This is a genomic window from Alteromonas algae (assembly GCF_049117195.1).
In the GTDB taxonomy this organism is placed as follows: domain Bacteria; phylum Pseudomonadota; class Gammaproteobacteria; order Enterobacterales; family Alteromonadaceae; genus Alteromonas.
This window is the reverse complement of record NZ_CP185260.1, coordinates 978,898-996,207: the sequence shown is the minus strand read 5'-3', so window position 1 is coordinate 996,207 and position 17,310 is coordinate 978,898. Positions and strand designations below refer to the sequence as shown.

14 protein-coding genes are annotated in these 17,310 nt (G+C 45.0%); 1 reads left to right on the top strand and 13 read right to left on the bottom strand.

The genetic code is table 11. The annotated features are described in order from the left end of the window. The first annotated feature begins 77 nt into the window (after window positions 1–77). On the top strand, window positions 78–977 hold the full coding sequence (locus tag ACOJRU_RS04410) for a GGDEF domain-containing protein (RefSeq protein ID WP_421133836.1): 900 nt from the start codon (window positions 78–80) through the stop codon (window positions 975–977). A 36-nt stretch (window positions 978–1,013) separates the two neighbouring features. On the opposite strand, the gene tilS is transcribed toward ACOJRU_RS04410, so the two are convergent. From tilS to uppS, 13 genes are all read right to left on the bottom strand, one after another. Then, window positions 1,014–2,312, bottom strand: a complete 1,299-nt coding sequence (gene tilS, locus ACOJRU_RS04405; RefSeq protein ID WP_421133835.1) for a tRNA lysidine(34) synthetase TilS — start codon at window positions 2,310–2,312, stop codon at window positions 1,014–1,016. 19 nt (window positions 2,313–2,331) lie between these two features. Further along, complete coding sequence (accA, locus tag ACOJRU_RS04400) at window positions 2,332–3,288, bottom strand: acetyl-CoA carboxylase carboxyl transferase subunit alpha (RefSeq protein WP_421133834.1); 957 nt, start codon at window positions 3,286–3,288, stop codon at window positions 2,332–2,334. Window positions 3,289–3,356: 68 nt separating this feature from the next. Then, window positions 3,357–6,821 (bottom strand): DNA polymerase III subunit alpha, encoded by a 3,465-nt coding sequence (dnaE, locus tag ACOJRU_RS04395; RefSeq protein WP_421133833.1) that lies wholly within the window; start codon window positions 6,819–6,821, stop codon window positions 3,357–3,359. A gap of 4 nt (window positions 6,822–6,825) precedes the next feature. Next, on the bottom strand, window positions 6,826–7,398 hold the full coding sequence (gene rnhB / locus ACOJRU_RS04390; protein WP_421133832.1) for a ribonuclease HII: 573 nt from the start codon (window positions 7,396–7,398) through the stop codon (window positions 6,826–6,828). Beyond that, the gene (gene lpxB / locus ACOJRU_RS04385; protein ID WP_421133831.1) at window positions 7,391–8,539 is read right to left on the bottom strand and encodes a lipid-A-disaccharide synthase; all 1,149 of its coding nucleotides are present in this window, start codon (window positions 8,537–8,539) and stop codon (window positions 7,391–7,393) included. The genes rnhB and lpxB overlap by 8 nt, the downstream gene beginning before the upstream one ends. Before the next feature lies 1 nt (window position 8,540). Continuing rightward, window positions 8,541–9,311 (bottom strand): acyl-ACP--UDP-N-acetylglucosamine O-acyltransferase, encoded by a 771-nt coding sequence (gene lpxA / locus ACOJRU_RS04380; protein ID WP_421133830.1) that lies wholly within the window; start codon window positions 9,309–9,311, stop codon window positions 8,541–8,543. A gap of 1 nt (window position 9,312) precedes the next feature. Further along, window positions 9,313–9,762 carry a 3-hydroxyacyl-ACP dehydratase FabZ gene (gene fabZ / locus ACOJRU_RS04375; RefSeq protein WP_421133829.1) on the bottom strand — a complete coding sequence of 150 codons (450 nt, stop codon included), beginning with the start codon at window positions 9,760–9,762 and terminating at the stop codon, window positions 9,313–9,315. 189 nt (window positions 9,763–9,951) lie between these two features. Continuing rightward, window positions 9,952–10,467, bottom strand: a complete 516-nt coding sequence (locus ACOJRU_RS04370) for an OmpH family outer membrane protein (RefSeq protein ID WP_421133828.1) — start codon at window positions 10,465–10,467, stop codon at window positions 9,952–9,954. A 67-nt stretch (window positions 10,468–10,534) separates the two neighbouring features. Continuing rightward, entirely contained in the window at window positions 10,535–13,012 is a 2,478-nt protein-coding gene (gene bamA / locus ACOJRU_RS04365; RefSeq protein WP_421133827.1) for an outer membrane protein assembly factor BamA, read from the bottom strand. 58 nt (window positions 13,013–13,070) lie between these two features. Continuing rightward, window positions 13,071–14,423 (bottom strand): sigma E protease regulator RseP, encoded by a 1,353-nt coding sequence (gene rseP, locus ACOJRU_RS04360; protein ID WP_421133826.1) that lies wholly within the window; start codon window positions 14,421–14,423, stop codon window positions 13,071–13,073. Further along, window positions 14,417–15,604, bottom strand: a complete 1,188-nt coding sequence (gene ispC, locus ACOJRU_RS04355; RefSeq protein WP_421133825.1) for a 1-deoxy-D-xylulose-5-phosphate reductoisomerase — start codon at window positions 15,602–15,604, stop codon at window positions 14,417–14,419. The genes rseP and ispC overlap by 7 nt, the downstream gene beginning before the upstream one ends. Next, window positions 15,604–16,467: a phosphatidate cytidylyltransferase gene (locus ACOJRU_RS04350; RefSeq protein ID WP_421133824.1), complete on the bottom strand. Its 864-nt coding sequence runs from the start codon at window positions 16,465–16,467 to the stop codon at window positions 15,604–15,606. The genes ispC and ACOJRU_RS04350 overlap by 1 nt, the downstream gene beginning before the upstream one ends. A gap of 54 nt (window positions 16,468–16,521) precedes the next feature. Further along, a complete protein-coding gene (gene uppS, locus ACOJRU_RS04345) occupies window positions 16,522–17,304 on the bottom strand; it encodes a polyprenyl diphosphate synthase (protein WP_421133823.1) in 783 nt (260 codons plus the stop codon). Window positions 17,305–17,310 lie beyond the last annotated feature (6 nt).

The following is a 17,310-nucleotide window of genomic DNA, read 5'->3' as shown; positions in this document are numbered from 1 at the left end:
GCTTTATTTACATATCGCGCCATGGCTTTGACGACAATTTACACACGCGTAGCATAATACTGCGCAAAGGGGGTCGTGTGGACTTATCGACAGTGATTTACGATAACACGCAGCACAATAGTTTTTATCCGCCATCAAGCGTAGATCATGTGATGACAGCAAGCGACATTACGGCATTTGTAGGTCAATTACTATCGACCATTGAACTTGAAGAACTTGGTTCAATCTACTTTCATGCTGTTAAAAAGTATCTTCCTTTAGAAGGTCTTAGCCTTACTGACTTCGACGCACGCCTTATCTATGGCGAAGCCAAAATATCAGCGATACACGTTGAGTTACCGCTTAAGCAAAACGTTTGTACGAGCAACGACGCGTCAAATGCTTATTACTTTTTCTATCAAACCTTAAGTATTTCGCAAAAAGATATTTTAGACCAACTACATTGCTTGTTTGAAAAGCAAGTTGCACATGCACTTTCATTTCGGGCCATGCATCAAATGGCGACGAAAGATATGCTTACAGGGCTTGGAAATAGAGCAGGTTTTGATAGTGCGTTAACCCGTGCAATTGCCTGGTCACATCGCCATCAAGAGGCTTTTGCCCTACTGGTGATTGACCTTGATAATTTTAAAGCCGTTAATGACTCATTCGGCCACCTTGAAGGTGACAAAGTACTTATGAACGTCGCATCTCAGCTTGCTCACGTACTGCGTGATGAAGACGAATTGTTTAGGTTCGGTGGTGACGAGTTCTGTTGTGTCCTTGATTGCCAAACACAGCAACAATTAGAATGTGCTGCGCTACGTATCAAGGCGGCGATTAACAGCTCAGCATACTTATCACGAATGGGCGTATCTTGCAGCCTAGGTGGCGCTCTGTATCGCGAGGGTGAATCGGTGACGTCAATTTTTGACCGTGCCGACAATGCGCTGTACCAAGTAAAACAGTCAGGGAAAAATAATTACTATGCCGCATAGGGCAAACTATTGCCCTACCGATATCCGTGCCCTGCATTACTTAACAGTAACCGTCAACCCTGAAGGCATGGTAGTTAACTCGGTAACATGTGTCGAAAACACTATCGCTATCGGCTCGTCATAATTATAAATAACGCCTATGTGCGTTCGCTCCCACACCGGTATCTTCCATTGTTTAAACCAATGCTTTAAAGGCTTAGAAACCCCCGCACCTTTCGGTTTAACTTTGTCAGCTCTAATATTGGTTTTTAAACACAGAGAAGGGGTGTCTTTCCCTTCATAACGCGCTGTTATCGCAGTGTCTAGCCACGTTAACTCGACTAACTCATCAAGCGCTAATGCCATTTTAGATGGAATGGTATCACAACGAGAAACTAACCAATAAATGGCACCATCGTGTCGTGCAAGCTTACCCCAAGGGAAAAACACTTCGGGTTTTGCATCCTGTCTTGCAATTAGCATTTTGGTTATTTCACCAAGCTGTGCAAATGACGGATATTGCACACTGTGCTTTTCGAACCATGCTCGGATTATCGCGCGTTGCCATTTGTCATCGAATGTTTGCAGTACACAAATGCTTAGTTTGTCAGCGTCTATGGCACACATCGCTAGACGCTCTTGCGTAATATCATCCAGTAATGCTGTTTGCTCTGCACATAACGCAGCACTTCGTGCTACCGTTTTAAAAAGTTGAGGCCACTTTTGGTTAAGCACGGGAAGTACATCGTTACGCAAAAAATTACGCTCAAACGAATTATCAGCATTTGACTCATCTTCAATCCAGTGCAGTCTACGTTCATTCGCTTCTTTAACTATCTCAGGTTTATCGATGGACAAAAGGGGGCGAAGGGTAAGCACATTATTTCGCCATTGCATGCCCGCCATCCCACTTAAACCTTGTGGCCCTGCCCCACGCTTAAGTTGCAACAACACGGTTTCAATTTGATCTTGTGCATGCTGTCCAAGACATAACACGCCATTGTGAGACTGACAAAATTTGTCCAATGCGCGGTAACGCGCCTTTCGTGCTTGTGCCTCAACACTCATGCGCGCACCTGTTTCCACATGAACCTTTATTTCATAAAAGGGAACATCAAGAAAATCACAAGAGACGCGACAGTGTCTTGCCCACGCATCAGCATTGTCGCTAAGCCCATGATTGACATACACCGCGGTAATTGGATGCTGATGAGCTTCGCAGTAGGCGTGAACCGCATGCAATAGTAGCGTTGAATCTATACCGCCACTGTAAGCCACGACGACGGGAGACGATGCGCTAACCGCTCGTAACGATGACGCTAAAACACTATCAACATGCGCAAAAACTTTAGACACTAGGAAACTTAAGCCTTATCTAGCAATACCCAAACGACATCAGTCGTTGATAACGTTCATCCATAAGGTTCGACGTATCGAGACCTTTCAACTGGCTCAGTTGCTGTTTAAGCACTGCTTTTAAATTTGCTGCCATACCATTGTGGTCACGGTGTGCCCCACCTAACGGCTCTTCGACAATGCTATTAATTAGCCCTAGCTCTTTGATCTGACCCGCGCTGACGCCCATTGCCTCTGCTGCCAAAGGTGCTTTTTCTGCACTTTTCCACAAAATGGATGCGCATCCTTCGGGAGAAATTACCGAGTACGTTGAATACTGGAGCATGTTAACGCGATCGCCAACACCAATGGCCAATGCGCCACCAGAGCCCCCTTCACCGATAACGGTACAGATAATAGGCACTGTTAACTCGGCCATTTCAAATAGGTTTTTCGCGATCGCTTCACTTTGTCCACGCTCCTCAGCACCTACGCCCGGATAAGCGCCTGGGGTGTCGATGAAGGTAATGATGGGCAGACTGAATCGTTCCGCCATTTTCATGAGACGCAGCGCTTTACGATAGCCTTCGGGTTTAGGCATACCGAAGTTTCGTTTTATTTTCTCGTTGGTATCGCGCCCTTTTTGATGACCAATAACCATAACCGGTTGGTCATCAAGCATCGCTGGACCACCCACAATGGCTTTATCATCAGCAAATGCGCGGTCTCCCGCTAGATCATCAAATTCAGTAAAAATGCGGGGAATATAATCTAATGTATAAGGTCGCATAGGATGACGTGCCAGTTGCGACACTTGCCACGCTCCTAAGTCTGAAAATATCTTTTTGGTAAGATCAGCACTTTTCGTTCGTAGTTTATTGATTTCTTCTTCAATACCTACATCAAACTCGCCACCTTGATTAACTAACCTTAGCTCTTCAATTTTTGCTTCTAATTCGGCTATAGGCTGTTCAAAGTCCAAAAACTGTATACTCATTTCATGTCCTATTCTTACTGCGTTCGTTAATGCAAACGCTAGATGTCCAATCTATCTAACTCTCACCCTTAATGGTAGAGAATTGAAACGGCTTTTTCTCCCAAACACTGTTTGAGATCGTGCAAAAGCTGATCTTCAGGCGTTATATACCATTTGGCACCGCATGCTATCACTGCTTCTGCATCAGGGTGTGTCACGACCAGTTGAACTGGGCAACTACCGCCGTTAAAGTTCTGTAAGATAGATTGCATTTGACCAATTTTAGTCGGTTCAAGCGACTGGGTATCTACATTCAAGGCCAGCGCTCTCGCATTTTTTTCTCGTGCTTGAACAATGTCCATCACATCACGGGCGGTGATTGTATTGCCCCCAGAGAAATCATCAAAGCTGACCTGTCCCTTTATGAGCAAAATTCTATCTGTTTCTAGCACACTTTCGAACTGTTCAAACATATCTGGGAAGAAACGTACGTCTATTCTGGCACTCTTATCGTCCAGTGTCACAATAGCCCATCGCTTACCGCGTTTATTCATCATTACTCGTACCCCAAGGACCAGACCAACAGCGCTTGCCATTTGGTCTTTCCCTGTTGGTTTCAAGTCGACTAATCGACCGTCAGTATAGTGACGAATTTCAAGCGCGTATTGATTAATAGGGTGACCCGTTAGATAAAGGCCTAATGTATCTTTTTCCCCTTCTAACCAGACTTTTTCTGGCCAGCGAGGAACATCGGCGAATGCTTGCTCGACCTCATCAGGTTCAGTCGTTAACAATCCAAACATATCTGATTGCCCAAACGACTCTGCTTTCGCATGTTGACCCGCTGCGGCGAGGGCCTCAGGTAGCGTGGCCATCAACGTAGCGCGATGCGGACCTAAGTTGTCCATTGCACCTGATAAAACGAGTTTTTCTAGCACACGCTTGTTTACGCGTTTGATATCAAGTTTGGCACAAAAGTCGAACAAATCTTTGAACGCACCTTGTGTCTCACGCGCTTCGATAATAGCCTCAATAGGACCTTCACCGACGCCTTTGATAGCACCAATCCCATAAACAATACGTCCTTCGCTATCTACGGTAAATTTATGTTTACCCTTATTGAGATCAGGCGGCAATATTTCTATTCCCATGCGCTCACATTCATCGACTAACGTTACAATTTTATCAGTATTGTCCATGTCCGCGGACATTACCGCAGCCATAAACTCAGCAGGGTAATGGACCTTTAACCATAGCGTTTGGTATGACACTAATGCGTAAGCCGCAGAGTGAGACTTGTTGAATCCGTATCCTGCGAACTTTTCCACGAGGTCGAATATTTTCATTGCCAAATCAGGGTCAATATTATTATTTTTCGACCCTTCCGCGAATGCGCCTCGCTGCTTAGCCATCTCTTCGGGCTTTTTCTTACCCATTGCACGACGAAGCAAATCAGCCCCACCGAGAGAATATCCCGCCATCTCTTGGGCAATCTGCATGACTTGTTCTTGGTAGAGGATGATGCCGTAGGTAGGCTCTAGAATTTCCTGCAAACATTCGTGCTGATATTCAGCATCCGGATAAGAGATAGCCTCTCGCCCGTGCTTACGGTCAATAAAGTTATCAACCATTCCAGATTGTAATGGGCCCGGTCTGAAAAGTGCTACCAGTGCGATAATATCCTCAAAACAGTCTGGTTTTAGCCGTTTTATTAACTCTTTCATACCGCGAGATTCCAACTGGAATACAGCGGTAGTTTCAGAGTTTTGTAGAACACGGAAGCTTTTCGGATCTTCTATAGGGATTGAGGAGATATCTATATCTACGCCTTTCCCTTCCTTAATCATATCAATGGCCCATTGAATAATGGTAAGGGTTCGAAGACCTAAGAAGTCGAACTTTACAAGCCCTGCGGTTTCTACATCATTCTTATCAAACTGGGTAACAGGGTTTTTACCCTCATCATCGCAATAAAGCGGCGAGAAATCAGTGATGGTGGTAGGCGCAATAACCACACCACCAGCGTGTTTTCCTGCGTTTCGTGTAACGCCCTCAAGGATCCGAGCCATATCAATGAGATCTTTAACTTCCTCATCGTCTTGGTATACCTCTGGTAAACGAGGTTCTGCGATAAACGCTTTTTCGAGCGTCATACCAGGGTCGGGGGGTATTAACTTTGAGATGCGGTCAACAAAGCCATATGGATGGCCTAATACGCGCCCAACATCGCGCACCACGGCTTTTGCTGCCATGGTACCGAACGTAATAATTTGCGATACCGCTTGTCGTCCATACAACTCGGCAACGTGATCAATTACTTCATCTCGTCTATCCATACAAAAATCGACGTCAAAGTCGGGCATGGAAACACGTTCAGGGTTCAAGAATCGCTCGAAGAGTAAGTCGAATTCTAATGGATCAAGGTCTGTTATGCTGAGGGCATAAGCAACCAATGAACCTGCACCAGAACCCCGCCCTGGACCAACGGGTATGCCGTTGTCCTTACTCCACTGAATAAATTCCATTACGATCAGAAAGTAACCGGGGAACCCCATTTGGTTAATAACTTCCAATTCGATACGAAGTCGGTCGTCGTACTCTGGACGTTTTTCTTTTCTTTCGTTTTCATCCGGAAATAAAAACGCTAGACGGGCTTCTAAGCCCTCTTCAGACACTTTCACCAAGAAGTCTTCGGTTGTCATGCCACCAGTGGGAAACTGAGGTAGAAAGTATTCCCCTAATCTAACGGTTACATTACAGCGCTTGGCAATTTCTACCGTATTCTCTATAGCTTCTGGAATATCGCTAAAAAGCTCGACCATTTCTCCAGCGCTGCGCAAATATTGCTGTTCGCTGTAGCGCTTAGGGCGGCGGCTATCGTCTAATGTGTAACCATCGTGGATACACACTCGAATTTCGTGCGCTTCAAACCCCTCTTTATCGATGAAACACACTTCATTCGTCGCAACGACAGGAAGCCCATGTTGTTCAGCGAGCGCGATGGCTCTATGAAGGTAATCTTCTTCGCCGGCTCTGCCTGTTCGAACCAGCTCAAGATAAAAACGATCCGCAAAATGCGTGGTATAAAATGCGAGTGAAGCATCAAGTATTTTGCTGTTGTTTTTCGTAAGCCCAACGCCTATATCGCCGTTGAGCCCCCCAGAAAGCACGATAACCCCTTCAGCATGTTCAGCTAACCACGCTTGGTCTATAACAGCACGATGTGAAAGTTGGCCTCGCAAATAGGCTTTTGAAATAAGAATCGTAATGTTCTTATAGCCTTCGTTGTTCATTGCTAGCAACGTTAGCCTGAACGGCTCGTTGCCAAAGGCTTCATTAGTAACCCAGAAATCTGCACCGATAAGCGGTTTAATGCCACGGTTGTGCGCTTCAGAATAAAACTTAACCAGCCCGCACATGTTCATTTGGTCAGTAATGGCAACCGCGGGCATGCCGTACTCTGCTACTTTCCCTAAAATAGGCTTAACTTTATTTAGCCCATCCATCATTGAATAGTCGCTGTGTACACGTAGGTGAATAAAGGGCGAGGACATAGCGTTATTTCTCTTCTAGTAGTGCCTTGACTGGTTTGAAACTTTTACGGTAACAATCAAGCACGCCAAATTCAGCGAGTGCCTCAAAGTGTGCCTTAGTCGGGTAGCCTTTGTGTCCAGCAAAATTATACTGTGGATAGGCCTCATGGAGCGTTAACATATCATTGTCACGTTCAACTTTAGCAATGATTGATGCCGCGGAAATTTCAGCATGTAAGCTATCGCCTTTAACAACGGCTTCTGCTGCATAATGCCAAACAGGCAGTCTGTTGCCATCTACGCGCACAAACTCTGGCTGAACGTGTAACCCTTCAACGGCTCTGGTCATGGCAAGCATGGTGGCGTAAAGAATATTAAGTTTATCGATTTCCTGAGGTGACGCCCTACCAATACTCCAACATAACGCCTTTTGTCTTATTTCTTGTGACAAAATATTGCGCTTTTTTTCGCTGAGCTTCTTTGAATCGGTTAACCCTTCGATAGGGTTATTGGGGTCAAGTATGACCGCAGCAGTGACGACATCGCCGACCAACGGGCCGCGACCTACTTCGTCAACGCCTGCAATTAATTTATGCAAACAATTCCTCCAGAACAGCCTTAGCTGCCGTTTTATCAGCGTTGCATTTTAACGTATGGTGAAGCGCTGTAAAACGAGAAATCAACGCTGAATTGTCTTGTTCGAACAAATCGAGCAGCTGCTTGCTCATATTATCTGCATTTACGTCGTCTTGTAGCAATTCAGGTATTATCGGCTCATTCGCAAGCAGGTTTGGTAGTGTAAAAAATGGGGCTTTGTATAAACGCTGCATAATTTTGTACGTCAACGGTGACAGCTTGTAGGCTGCAACCATGGGACGTTTGCATAGCATCGCCTCCAATGTCGCCGTTCCAGACGCTAATAAAATAACATCACTGGCGATCATTGCATCTCTGGCCGTCCCTTGCGTAACGGTTATAGGAAGGCGAGTACCGCTACGGTTTGACGCTTCGATAATAGCCTGAATTTGCCCCAAGCGGTGTTCATTTACTGCGGGAATAACGAACTGAATGTCAGGCCGCACTTTGTGAATTTTTTCAATGGTATCAAGAAAGACTGGAAGCAGCGTATCTACTTCTGTGCGACGTGAGCCTGGCAAAACGGCAAGTAAGGGGTTATCAACCGCTACCGCTAAGGCTTCGCGCGCAGCCATCTGATTGGGGGTTATATCAATACTGTCAGCCATCGTGTGGCCAACAAACGTATAAGGCACCTGATATTTATCATATACCTTTTGTTCAAAAGGGAATAAACCCAGAACACGATTTACTGATTTTGCGATATTGTGAATGCGTTTTTCGCGCCACGCCCATATTGTAGGGCTAACGTAATGAATGGTTTTAATGCCGCGTGACTTAAGCGTTTTTTCGATACGTAAATTAAAATCAGGCGCATCGACACCAACAAAAATATCGGGTGGATATTTTTCAAAATGTGCCAGTAACTGCTTTTTCACACGTAAAATGGCGGGGAGGTGTTTAAGTACCTCAACGAGACCCATAACAGAAAGGGTTTCCATATCAAACAGGCTGCGAAAACCCTCAGCCTGCATGTTTGGACCACCAATTCCTTCAATTACCGCATCAGGATATTGGCGTTTAAGCTCAGCTACCATGCCCGCAGCAAGTACATCACCAGAGGGCTCTCCGGCAACCATGCCAATCCGAATAGGCGCTACCATACTAGCGTATGATACCCCGCGTGGCTTCACTGAGGAACGTAACCATTTCAGCAACAGACTGGCTACTTGAAGCGGACGAAGAAAGTTTTTCTATGGCCTGCTCAACGGTATTGCCTTCTCGATAAATTGTTTTATAGGCCCGCTTAATTGCCATCACATCGTCTTTATCGAAGCCGCGACGCTTAAGTCCTTCAGAGTTGATACCCTGAGGCATATTTTTGGTGCCACTAACCATCACAAAAGGCGGCACATCGCGAAGGATAATTCCCCCTGCGCCCAAAAACGCATGCGCCCCAATTTTACAAAACTGGTGAACGCCTACCGCGCCGCCAACAATAACAAAATCGTCGATATGAACATGACCAGCAATGGCAACATTGTTTGCCAAAATAATATCGTTGCCCAGTACGCAATCGTGTGCAACGTGTGCATTCACCATCAATAAACATCGAGAGCCTATAACGGTAATGCTATTGTCTTGAATTGTACCTCGGTGCACCGTGACGCCTTCGCGAAACTCATTATCATCACCAATAACCAGTTCGGTTCGTTCACCCGCATATTTTTTATCTTGGCAGTCTTCTCCAATCGAGGAAAACTGGTAGAACTTATTATTTTTGCCAATACGGGTGGGCCCACGAACAACGACGTGCGACTTTAAAATACAGCCATCACCTATAGTGACATGGTCGTCAACGACACAAAAAGGCCCTATCGTGACATTTTCGCCAATAGTCGCACTATCTGAAATTACCGCGGTAGGATGAATCACGTTATGCTATCTCTCTCATTGCACACATAAACTCTGCCGTACATGCAACGTCACCGTTTACACTAGCAGTGCCTTTAAACTTCCAAATTCCTCTGCGCTCTTTTACCAAGCATACATCGAAATCTAATTTATCGCCTGGAACAACAGGGCGTTTAAAACGCGCATTATCTATTCCAGCGTACAAATACAATTTATCACTCTGGCCCATCGTTTTAAAGCCAAGTACACCAGCTGCCTGTGCCAATGCTTCAAGGATTAAAACACCAGGGAAAATAGGCTGTCCGGGAAAATGACCGGTAAAGCAAGGTTCATTGATAGTGATATTTTTATATGCTTTGATTGATTCACCCAGAACATAATCTGTCACTCTGTCAACCAACAAGAATGGATACCTGTGTGGTAACAATGACATTATTTCCTGAATTTCAATAGTATTGAGTGAATTGGCCAAAAACTTTCTCCTAATTACAAGCATGACCTACTGCTAGTCGTACTCGCCGTGTAAACAATAAAAACGGCGGCAACCATACGCTGTTCAGCGCGAAAAACAAATCAGACCAACACCTTTCGGATATTGGTCTGACATTTATACCAGTGCAAAAGTGGTACTACGCCTTGTACTACCTACTTATTGTGGTTATTAATTCGCTTTACTTGCTTGCTGTAATACTTGCTCAGATAAGTCGTGCTCTTCTTTAGCAAACGCAACTGCGCCAGCATTAAGAACAACATCATAACCTTCTTTTGCTGCTACAGCGTCGATAGCCTGCTTGATTAGACCAAGAAGCTTATTACGTTCTTCGTTGCTACGGCGCTGAATATTCTGCTGAAGCGGCTGACCTTTTGTCGTAAGCTGCTCGCGTACGTTAAGAATCTTTTGCTCTAGATCCTTTTTCTCAGCTTCGCTCATCGTAGCCGCGTCGCGCTGTAAACGCTCAGCGAAAAACTGACCATCACGTTGAAGTTGATTCACTTCTTCTAGCTGGTCTTTAAACTCCATTTGTATAGCGTTCTGTATTTCGGCCGCTTGAGGCATTGCTTGAAATACACCTTGAACATCGACAACCGCAAGCTTTTGTTCTGCCATTACTGAAGTGCTTACTAGAGCACTACCCAACATTGCACCTGCAACGATATGTTTAACCAACTGTTTCAAAAGGAACTCCTTTTTGTATATCTTTTTTTATAGGCACACGCTATTGCGATGTGCCCGTATTAGTATTTTAGAAAGTCTGACCAATATTGAAAGTGAAGAATCTTGCATCATCACCATCTCGGTCTTGAATCGCTCTAGAGAAACTGAAAACCATCGGCCCCATCGGAGAAACCCATTGTACCGAAATACCAGCGGAACTACGATATAGGCTCCAGTCAGAATAGTCCAATAGTGTCCCATCTTGGGTATTGGGCTGCGTTAGACTGCGATACTTATCATAATCAAACTCAGTATCCCACACGTTACCCACATCTACAAATAGACTTGTCCGTACCGAATTATCCATATCCTCTTCAACGAATGGAGTCGGAACGATTAGCTCTATTCCACCAAGCGCCATTGCGTTCCCGCCTAAACTTCTGCGTGAAATAGCAATTTGGTCATTAGATGGGTCAATAGGATAAACAACGCCACCCGGCCCCGTTATATTTCCGCCAGACTGACGGATTACACCACGTGGACCAACGGTATTATTTTCAAAACCGCGTAACGAGTCTGCACCACCCGCAGTGAAGTTTTCAGTAAAGGGAAGTATTTGTTCGTTGCCATTGATATCGCCATAGCCGTTACCATACCCGACACGAATTCGTGCCAGAAATGACCAACGTTGGTTTTGTGAAAGTGGGAAATACCACTTGCCATCAAATACTGATTTAAAGAAATTAACATCTGAGTTAGGTGTGGTTATGCTAAATGATGCACGTTGTGAAGAACCTGCCGTTGGAAATAAACCACGGTTTAAGGTGCTTCGACTCCACGCAACACTTGCTTGGAAGCTGTCATATTTTACTGCAGCATCAGGGTCACTGCCGTCTAAGAACTGGCTGTAAAATTGCTCTGTTTGCTCGTAAAAGCCACGGTTGAACAGTTCGACGTTACTGTACGTTAAGCCAAAGTTAATACGGTTAAATTCATTAATTGGATAACCGATATTGGCACCTACAGACCACTGCTTTGAGTTGTACTGGATAACGTTAAAGTCAGAGCCATCAAATTCACTGTAACCAATACTGCCTCCCAAACTAATACCGTCGATGGTAAAGAATGGGTCGTTATAGGTGATTTGCGCAGAGCGTTGATAAGATACCGTACTTAGGTTTAACCCTACGCGCTTACCAGTGCCCAAGAAATTATCTTGCTGAATACCCGCGTTCAAACTTAGCTTAGTTCTGTCGCCATAACCGATACCCGCGTTAAATGAACCTGATGGCTGCTCTTTAACGTTAAAGTCAACGTCTACCTTATCCTCTGAACCAGGAATACGGATGGTTTCAAATTCCACCTCTTCCATATAGGTAAGACGAGATAGCTGATTCTTAGATGACTCAAGCAAATTATTAGAGAGCCAGGTACCTTCCATTTGACTGACATTTTGGCGTAAAACTTCGTCAGCAGTAACAATATTTCCGTTAAACTTAATGCGATTGACGTAAATGCGCTTACCTGGGTCAACGCTTAACGTGAGCTTTACGGTCTTATCTTCATCGTTAATGTCCGGGACGGTGGTTACCGTTGGATAGGCGTAGCCGAAACGGCCAAGATACTTGCTGATAAACTCTTCGGTATAGGTTACTTCGGCTTGGTTATAAAGCTCACCCGGCGTTAGGGGAAGCACACGCTCAATATAGTCTTCATACCCAAGCACGTCACCAACCAACTCAACATCTGAAATGGTGTACTGCTCGCCCTCTGTCACGTTCATGGCAATGTAAATACCAGACTTTTCAGGGGTCATTGAAACCTGTGTCGAATCGACGTTGAAACGCAAATAACCTCTATTTAAATAGAAGTTGCGCATCGTTTCCATGTCGCCTTGCAATGTCTGCTGTTGATATCGTGTTTCAGAGAGAAAATCCCACCACGGCGTATCATATTGCAGCTCGAACGTTTCCATTAACTCTTTATCAGAGAAAAGATTATTACCAACAATATTTATTTGTTGGATTTCTGCAGCATCGCCTTCTTCGAAAAGAAGCTTTAGGTCAACACGATTTCGTGGAAGAGGTGTGACAATGGCTGTGACGTCCGCATTGTATTTGCCGATACTGTAGAAAAAGTCCTTTAGACCGTTCTCGATAGATGTCAGTACGGTTTTATCTAAAGGCTCACCCAGTCTAACGCCATTTCCATCGAGACTTTCCTGGAGTTGTTCATCTTTAATATCATCATTTCCTTCAAAAATGATGTTACTAATGGTGGGGCGCTCTGCCACACGAACTACTAGAACATTACCGTCTCTAAGAATTTCTACATTTTCAAAGTGCGTGGATGAATACAAAGAACGAATGAGCTGCGTCACTCGAAAAGTATTTAACTCGTCACCAACCTGCACCGGCAAATAAGTCAACGCTGCACCAAGTGCGACACGTTGTAACCCTTCAACACGAATATCTTCGACGACAAACTTACTGTCTTGTGTCGCAGCGTTGGCTAAGCTAGCACTGGAAATAATCATTCCGGCTGCTACTAACTGTTTTAACTTCATCTAATTTTCTATTCCTGGCCGCGTTTTGTATTTGCTGTTTTATTATTCCTGATACTCATCAGGTTATGCGCGCAATGTCGTTCATGATGGCAATACCCATTATTACAAAAAGAAGCATTCCACCGATTCTGAACCCCCACTCTTGTGCCGCTTCCGACACTGGCTTTCCGGTTATCCACTCAATGGTAAAATACATCAAATGTCCGCCATCAAGCATGGGTAAGGGTAATAAATTTATAATGCCCAAATTCACGCTAATGAGTGCAAGAAAGCTTAGGAAATAAGCAAGCCCATACCCTGCGCTTGTTCCTGCTCCTTGCGCGATAGAAATGGGGCCGCTTAAATTCTTAACCGAAACATCGCCGGTTAATAGCTTGCCAATCATTTCTACGCTAAGCGTCATCAGACGCCATGTTTTATCTACCGCCTTTGTGAATGCGTCAACCACACCATATTGGTGAGTAAATACGTACCCATCAGGCCAAGGCTCAAAAACTGGACTAACACCTAAGTATCCAGTTTGCCCTTCTGCCGTATCACGGCGCGCTATCGTTGCATGCACCTGCTGCTGTTGTCCATCCCTTTCAATAGTGAATACACTAGACTCACCAGGACTATCAACAATGATATCAACTAAAGCTTGCCATGAAACAATGTCTTCACCATTGTATTGAACCAGCTTATCTCCATTCAGAAGCCCTGCTTGTTGTGCAGCACTTCCCTCTGAGACAAAACCAACGATAAGCGTCGGTTTTGGTCTAAAAGGCATAATCCCTAAACTGCTTAAAGGAGACTCGCTATCTGGGTCAAAGTTCCAATTACCTAAAGTAAAAGTCACTTCTTTTACCGAGTTATTGGCATCTTTTAGCGTCACGCTGGCGTTTTCGTGACCGATATAAGACACTAACTCTAGGTTCACTGCTTCCCAATCAGGCGTATCTCTGTCCCCTACTTTAATAATTTCGTCGCCGGCTAATAGGCCTGACTGCGCCGCTATACTATCAGTTTTAATTTCCTGAACAATCGGGCGTACCGTTTGTAAACCCACGAGAAACATCAACCACAAGGCGAAGATAGCAAAGATAAAGTTGACCATCGGGCCTGCAACAATAATTGCCATACGCTGAAGTACAGGCTTATTATTAAATGCCTTATCTTCCAATTGCACAGGAACATCGTCGACACGACCATCCAACATTCTTACATACCCGCCAAGCGGGATCAGAGCAATAACGTATTCAGTTCCTGACTTACCCATTTTTCGCCAAATAGGCTTTCCAAAACCAATAGAGAAACGCTCAACCTGAACGCCGCAGCGACGAGCCACATAAAAGTGCCCCCATTCGTGAACAGCAACAAGTATACCTAAGGCGACAATAAACGAGCCTAAACTCCATAAAAAACCTAACATGCTACCTTAACCTTAATAACAGACTCTGCAGCTACCCTAGCTAATTCATCCTGCTCTACTATTTGCTGAATCGAGGTAACGTCAACGGAAGACATAGCATTAAGCGTTGATTCGTTGACGTAAGCAATATCACAAAACGCGATATGCCCTTCAAGAAAGTGTGACACCGCCACTTCATTAGCTGCATTGAGCCATGTTGTTGCGGTTTGTCCTGCTCGACATGCTTCTATCGCTAACTTCAAATTTGGATAACGCTCAAAACACGGTGTATGAAAACTGAAGTCTTTCATATCCGAAAAATCGAGTGGCCTGACGCCGGCATCAATACGAGCCGGATGGGCAAGCCCGTAAGCAATTGGCGTACGCATGTCTGGGTTGCCTAATTGAGCAATCACAGACCCATCTACGTATTGCACCATAGAATGAATGATACTTTGCGGGTGAATAACGACGTCAATATCGTCTGCACTTGCGCCGAATAACCAACACGCTTCAATAAACTCTAACCCTTTGTTCATCATTGTCGCTGAGTCGATAGTAATCTTTCTTCCCATTGACCAATTAGGGTGTGTGCTAGCCTCATCAATGGTAATACTGCTAAAGGATGAGAGCGCCCTTTCTCGAAACGGACCGCCAGAGCCTGTAAGCAGTATTTTGCTAATACCTGACTTTTCCAACTGACCATACTCGAAATCAGCGGGCAAACATTGGAATATTGCATTATGCTCGCTGTCGATGGGTAGCAGTTCCGCGCCGCTTTGATTGGCGGCCTCAATAAACAGCGCCCCAGACATTACCAGCGCTTCTTTATTTGCTAACAACACTTTTTTACCGGCTTTGACTGCAGCCAACGTTGGAAGTAACCCAGCGGCGCCAACAATAGCTGCCATCACTGCATCGACTTCAGACGCGCTAGCCACTTCTTCTAACGCCTTCGCGCCGCATAAAATCTCTGCTGTTACGTGATATTGCTTTGCATAATCACACGCCGCAGCATAATGCGACTCATCAGCGACGACCACATAACGCGGCGTACACTTTTGCGCCTGCTTAATAAGTTCTTCTACTTGGGTATTTCCCGTTATTGCAAATACGCGGTAGTTCGCTGGATGGCGAAGTATAACGTCTAACGTGCTACAACCAATAGAGCCGGTAGCGCCTAAAATAGTTACCGTCTGCATTATGCCATCCACGTCACATAGCAAAAGGCAAATACGGGGAAGGCAGCCGTTAAACTGTCTATACGGTCAAGCACACCACCATGCCCTGGAAGAATTTTCCCACTGTCCTTTATACCGGCACAGCGCTTTAACATACTTTCGTTTAAATCACCTAATGCAGACACAGCAACCGTCACGCCACCGATTGCAAGGTGAAGCCAAATACGAGAAGGTTCGACTTGGTAATGTAATGCGGCAAACGCAATAATGGCAAACGACGCTGCTATACCACCAAGAAGCCCCTCTAAGCTTTTTCCTGGTGATACGTTTGGTCGTAACTTGTGGCGTCCAAATTTGACGCCGACAAAAAATGCGCCGATATCGGCAGCCCATACAATACCTAACACATAAAAGATAAGTGATGCGCCATAGAAGGGGTCAACATCATGTAAACTGGTGCGAAGCGCAATAACCGCAACCCACGTTGGAATAAGCGTTAACGCACCAAAAATCGTGCGCACTATTTTGCTATCTCGCCATACTTTTGAGTATTTTGGATAGGCAAGTACCATTGCCAGAGACAATAGCCACCAGATAACCGCAACCGTCAATATCAGTCGATAAAGCCCGTGTAATTGGCCTTGATACCAGATGACACTGGCATCTACTATTGTTGAAAGCGCAATACATATCGCGAACGCTGCCGCCATAAAAATAAGCTTTTTAGGGCGTGCTGTTACGCCTGCCATTGCAGCCCACTCATAGGCACCGATGCCGATGACGCCGGCAATAGCAATTTCAAACCAGAAAATAGGAAGGAACAAAATGGCGTATAGCGCTAAAGGCGCCAATATTAATGCAGTAATTATTCGTTGTTTTAGCATAATTGGCTCTTGGCTCCTGTCATCAGGCAAACCCTGATAATCATTTGCATGGAATTAATTATCATCGGTATTGACTTGTTCACCAGTTAAGCCAAATCGGCGCTGTCGAACATTAAAATCATTAACGGCAAGTTGAAATACATCTTCGTCGAAATCGGGCCACAGCACGTCGGTAAAATAAAGTTCTGCATAGGCGCATTGCCAAAGCAAAAAGTTACTTATGCGATGCTCGCCACCGGTTCGTATAAGAAGGTCTAACTCTGGAAGGTTGTGCGTAGAAGTATGTTGATTGAATAGTGATTCGGTTATGTCGTCAGGGGATAACGAGCCGTCTTTGACACTAATAGCGACTTGTTTTGCCGCGTTTACGATATCCCACCTGCCGCCATAATTGGCTGCGATATTTAGAACAAGTTCATTATTTTCCGCCGTCATTGCTTCAGCTTTGCGTATTTTCTCAACCAACTTATTGTCAAACGCGCTCACATCGCCAATGACTTGCAAACGAACACCGTTCTTATGCAGCCGCTTTGCCTCACTGTTCAACACCAAGTTAAACAGCTCCATAAGTACACTAACTTCCTCTTCAGGACGCTTCCAATTCTCGCTAGAAAATGCAAACAAGGTAAGTGACTGAATACCGGTTTTTCTCGCAAAGCGAACCACAGCACGAACAGATTCTACTCCCGCTTTATGCCCAAAGGTTCGAATCTTCCCTTTCTTTTGCGCCCATCGCCCGTTGCCATCCATAATTATCGCAACATGTTGAGGGCCAAGCGGAATGCTTGGCTGCTCTTCACTTTTAGCTTTGGTCGCGCTAAACCGCTTCCCAATCATAATAAT

Excerpts from the sequence above, each read along its gene's own strand:
- accA (WP_421133834.1), bottom strand. The coding sequence starts at position 3,288 with ATGAGTATACAGTTTTTGGACTTTGAACAGCCTATAGCCGAATTAGAA.
- dnaE (WP_421133833.1), bottom strand. The coding sequence starts at position 6,821 with ATGTCCTCGCCCTTTATTCACCTACGTGTACACAGCGACTATTCAATG.
- lpxB (WP_421133831.1), bottom strand. The coding sequence starts at position 8,539 with ATGGTAGCGCCTATTCGGATTGGCATGGTTGCCGGAGAGCCCTCTGGT.
- bamA (WP_421133827.1), bottom strand. The coding sequence starts at position 13,012 with ATGAAGTTAAAACAGTTAGTAGCAGCCGGAATGATTATTTCCAGTGCT.
- rseP (WP_421133826.1), bottom strand. The coding sequence starts at position 14,423 with ATGTTAGGTTTTTTATGGAGTTTAGGCTCGTTTATTGTCGCCTTAGGT.
- ispC (WP_421133825.1), bottom strand. The coding sequence starts at position 15,604 with ATGCAGACGGTAACTATTTTAGGCGCTACCGGCTCTATTGGTTGTAGC.
- ACOJRU_RS04350 (WP_421133824.1), bottom strand. The coding sequence starts at position 16,467 with ATGCTAAAACAACGAATAATTACTGCATTAATATTGGCGCCTTTAGCG.
- uppS (WP_421133823.1), bottom strand. The coding sequence starts at position 17,304 with ATGATTGGGAAGCGGTTTAGCGCGACCAAAGCTAAAAGTGAAGAGCAG.